Annotated in this window: 3 protein-coding genes and 1 pseudogene; all 4 read left to right on the top strand. The window is 52.4% G+C overall.

Features of this window, described 5'->3' with window-relative positions; all coding sequences use genetic code 11:
- Window positions 1-419 precede the first annotated feature (419 nt).
- The 4 genes and pseudogenes from NX068_RS20975 (at window position 420) to NX068_RS20985 (ending at window position 3,603) form a co-directional block, all read left to right on the top strand.
- Entirely contained in the window at window positions 420-758 is a 339-nt protein-coding gene (locus NX068_RS20975) for a YkvA family protein (RefSeq protein WP_263463179.1), read from the top strand.
- 202 nt (window positions 759-960) lie between these two features.
- Window positions 961-1,191 (top strand): annotated as a pseudogene (locus NX068_RS21285) (DUF6176 family protein); the annotation flags it as partial.
- 97 nt (window positions 1,192-1,288) lie between these two features.
- On the top strand, window positions 1,289-1,795 hold the full coding sequence (locus tag NX068_RS20980; protein WP_263463181.1) for a hypothetical protein: 507 nt from the start codon (window positions 1,289-1,291) through the stop codon (window positions 1,793-1,795).
- Between the two features lie 404 nt (window positions 1,796-2,199).
- Complete coding sequence (locus NX068_RS20985) at window positions 2,200-3,603, top strand: hypothetical protein (protein WP_263463182.1); 1,404 nt, start codon at window positions 2,200-2,202, stop codon at window positions 3,601-3,603.
- Window positions 3,604-4,151 lie beyond the last annotated feature (548 nt).

The raw sequence follows: 4,151 nt of genomic DNA on the forward strand, positions 1-4,151 counted from the left end.
GCGGTGAGCGCGCCGCTACCGCCCGTACGGGCACCCGTGCCCGGCTCGCGCGGACCGCCCTGCCCATGAGCCTCAACCGACCGGCGAACCTGCGCGCGATGCCGTGCGACCATGGCAGGGGCGCACGCGTCCGTCACGATGCAGCCGCCCCGCCACGCTACTGCACGTGCCCGGAACGGGCTCCAGGCGCCGTCGTTGGCGCTCCGCTGGGCGTGCATTGCGTCACGGACGCCGCGCCACGCACATTCCATTGGCTTGCAAAGCGCCGTCCCACACTTACAATCCCCCTAAGCAACGTCATCACCCGGTTTAGTCCAACGAGGTTTATCCGCCGCAATGACCGCCTGCACTCACCTCGCACGCCTTCAGCGGCGGATAAACGCTTTTCGTTATGCAATCAACACAAAGGAGAGTCAAAGATGTCAGATGATAAATTCAGTGCCGCTTATTCAGATGGTGGCTTTTGGGAGAAAGTTAAGGGTTATGCAAAGGTTGCGGGTGAAGGAGTTTTGGAGCCAGCATTAAAGATGTATTACGCAGCATTGGATTCAAATACTCCAGCTTGGGCTAAGGCAACAATGATCGGCGCTTTGGGCTATTTTATTTCACCGGTTGATGCCATTCCTGATGTGGTGCCCGTAGTTGGTTATGCTGATGATCTCGGCGTTTTGGCGGCAGCACTTGCTACAACTGCTGCACATATTAAAGATGAGCATGTAAAAAGAGCAAAAGAAACATTGGCGCAATGGTTCTCGTAAAGCATAACAAACGGCTGTTGTCGCCCCTTCGGGGCTGGGACGGCCTTTCCGCCGCTGCGCGGCTACAAGTCTGCCCCAAAGCCGGGCGTTATACATGACCATGACACACGCGATCTGCGCTAGGGTTCGGCTCAAGTCCAATAGCCTTGAGCGTGTTAGGGCGTGGGCTCAGGAAATAGATAGGTGAAGAGCAGAAGCACTCCAGACGCTTGCGGCAGAAGGTGTGACAGTCGAATCTGTATTTTTAGATTCAAGCGCGGAAGGAGATTTCCTTGTTTATTACATGCGAGCAGACTCAGTTGAAAAGGCAGCAAGGGCCGCGGCAATATCTACCGCATCAATCGACGAATTTCACAGACAGTTCAAACGGGAAGTTTGGGTCGAAGTGCGTAAACTGGAACTGCTCGTGGACTTGGATTGCAGTCATGTATAACAAAACGCTCCAGCGGACCGCCTGCGGCGGGCGCTGAGCTTTATCGTTATGTGCTTTGGATAGCACAGCGCACCAAGTTAATTGAGGGAAACGGCGCTTGAAGATCACTGAAATCTTGTCTGTCTATGCGGCCTTGCTATCAACAATTGTTTTCGCATGGAACATACGCAAAGCCATACCTAGCTATAAGGTTGAGGTAGTGTTCGGGACAGATAAAGTTGATGATGAATATGTGTCCGGGGCATATATCTCAGTCAAGAATCCGTCTGCTCACACAGTGCACTTATCAAACATTTCGATTCTATACCCATTTGGCAAGACAGGCATATTTGAAAAGATCAAGCATGTTTTTAAGTATCGTCGTCTGCCGTTGACTGTAGGATGGTGCCATTCAAGTCTCTCCAATTATGGAATAAATGACAAATGCCCAGTAGCACTGGAGCCAGGCAAATCAATTGGTATTCTGGTTCCCGAAGATATTCTGGAAAAGATTTTTGAAGATAATAAAGAGAGGGCAATCAAGGCATCTGTGCAAGATGAACTATGGAGAAACAAGTATTCGCGTAAGTTTGAGTACCCAAGAACTGGTAAAGGTAAAACATGAGGGTCGCACATAACAAGGCGCTCATTCGGACGCAAACTACGCTGCGCTTCGTTTGCGCCGCACAGCTTTATCGTTAGTGCCGGGAATTTATGCGCCGGATAAAAGCATTGTCCGTGGAGCTTCGGAATTTCGTGAAAACCAGCAGCCCATTCTGTTTTGGACGCGCCGCAATCAAAGGCATGGCGGAGCCGTTATGTGTTCTGCCACCTTCGGGCCAAGCTGCTCGTTCAAGCGGGCTTTGCTTGCCGGCACTTCCGCCCCAGCGCCAGCGGCATTTTGCTAAAATTCTTCGTTTCCAAAGTGCAGTGCTTCCGTCAAGCACCGCACTAACAAAAAATTCAAGCCGATGCCACTTTCGCGGCTCGGCTTAATAGTTGCGTTAGAACTCACGGGGAGATCATCGCGTGCTTACATTCAAAACACAGTTTCCTCTCGACACCACCAAGACGGCGGAAGACCTACTGGAGTGCGCGCGAGCATGGATCTCAGGTAGTCCACACAGTGAGCTGGCCAATGTACTCAAAAGTACAAAATTGCAGGATGGAACATCTCTTTCTACTGAGAATGAATCCATTCAGTCCGCCTTCCACAAAGAGTTAGCAAGAGAAACGGCTGGCGTGCGATACGAGAAGCGCGAAGACGGTGAGATAAGGTGGATAACGGATGTAGTGGGCTCAAAGTCTAAAGATGGATTTACAGTCTCCGTTCAACTCAGTGTTGACTCTGAGCTTCCAGTCGAAAGACTTGACCAAGGGAAGCGACCCTATGTCTTAAAAAGCCTAATGGAGCGGGTAGGTGGCGGCGCTGATGGCAACCTTCTCGTTTCTGACAAACCGATCAGGCTCGAAGATAGCGAGTTGTCTATCGCGGCGGATGTTATCTGTGCCAGAGCTAGCTGCGCCATGCCGGTTGTCTACGTCAGCGCCGATGATGCAGACAGGCCGTTTATCGACCCCGATCAAACTGCAAAGTGGCTATCCGGAATGGCTCATGTTGTTGTGGAGCCCAGTCGTTCTTTTTCTTTCAAGCTGATGCGAGAAGTCTACGGAGAGAACGCCTACGGAGGGGCTGTCGGAATCTACTGGCCAGACGGGATTGGAAAGTGGCTTTTTCTCCCGACAGGAAACTATTCTGACCCAAAGGAGATGCAGATCGCCGTATCAAGAAAAGTTCGATCCTCGCTTCTATCCCAAAGAACAAGAAGAGAGTGCACTTGGTCGTACTTGCAAGAACTAATTGCTCGGCGCCGTCTGCAAGAGTTGAAGGAGTCTGGCTCAAACAACATCGAAGAGTACGTTCAGCACTTCGATGCTGAAATTACAGCCAAAGATGAGGAAATCCAAAGACTGGAGGCAGAGTTGTCCCGGGCCAGATATGCACGGCAATTGCCAAACAGTGTGTCTGGTGGCAGTGAGGCAAGTCTCTCTCTGGCCTCAAAGGAGAAGGATTTTTATCAAGGTGAGCGCCTAGATATAGTTGTTGAAGCGTTGAAAGCTGCTGCTGACGCAGCGGAGCTTCACGGGCGACGTAGAGACATTCTGAACGACATCGTGGAGCAGAATAATAATTCAGGCGAGCGCGATCAGATCTTGGATCGACTCAAGCAAGTTCTCCGCCAGTACGACTCGATGACCAGTTCGGTTAGGGCCGAACTGGAAGCACTTGGCTTCTCAATACTGGAGGACGGGAAGCACTACAAGCTCGTGTTTCACAACGACCCGCGTTACCCATTCATTCTTGCAAAGACTGGTAGCGATTGGCGCGGCGGGCTCAATGCGTTCTCTGACCTTAAACGTCGTATCTTCTAGTTTCCGGCACTGAGTTCTAACAATTCCCAAGGGACTTCCCGTCAACCTCTTTCTTGCAGACCGGCCGCAGGCCGATCGGTCCGTTGATCATGCACTCATTTTCTTCTCCTGCTGACCACGGTCGAGCGTGATCACTTTGTGACTGGCGCCATCGCAATGGACAAGGACAGAACAGACTGCCTTTCCCCAATCGGCCTTGTTCGGCACGGTCGTGCCGGGGCCATGCGACTCACCGCTCCGGCTGGCCTCAATCATTCCTCGGCGCGACTGGGGCGCGGGGATCAGCCGCGACACCCTTCATGGTCGGCCATCTTGTTAGTCAGGCTCTCAACTGGTCGGTCTGACCTGTTTTGCCTATCGCTTGCGCGCAGTCATGATGGCTTCAATCTGCAATGCGGTGCTTCAGCTTGCTGCTTGCCCGGACGTCAGCCCCCATTGGCGCCAAGCATCCGGATCGTAGTGTTCTCCCTTGGCCAGCACGGCCCACAACTGCCGCGCGTGTTTGTTGGCAATGGCGACCAGGGTCTTGTGATACCCGACCCGTGCAT

This window comes from Thauera carbonicopians (assembly GCF_025699485.1).
In the GTDB taxonomy this organism is placed as follows: Bacteria; Pseudomonadota; Gammaproteobacteria; order Burkholderiales; family Rhodocyclaceae; genus Thauera.

Bases quoted from the DNA above. Each gene is read 5' to 3' on its own strand.
- NX068_RS20975 (WP_263463179.1), top strand. From the start codon at position 420: ATGTCAGATGATAAATTCAGTGCCGCTTATTCAGATGGTGGCTTTTGG.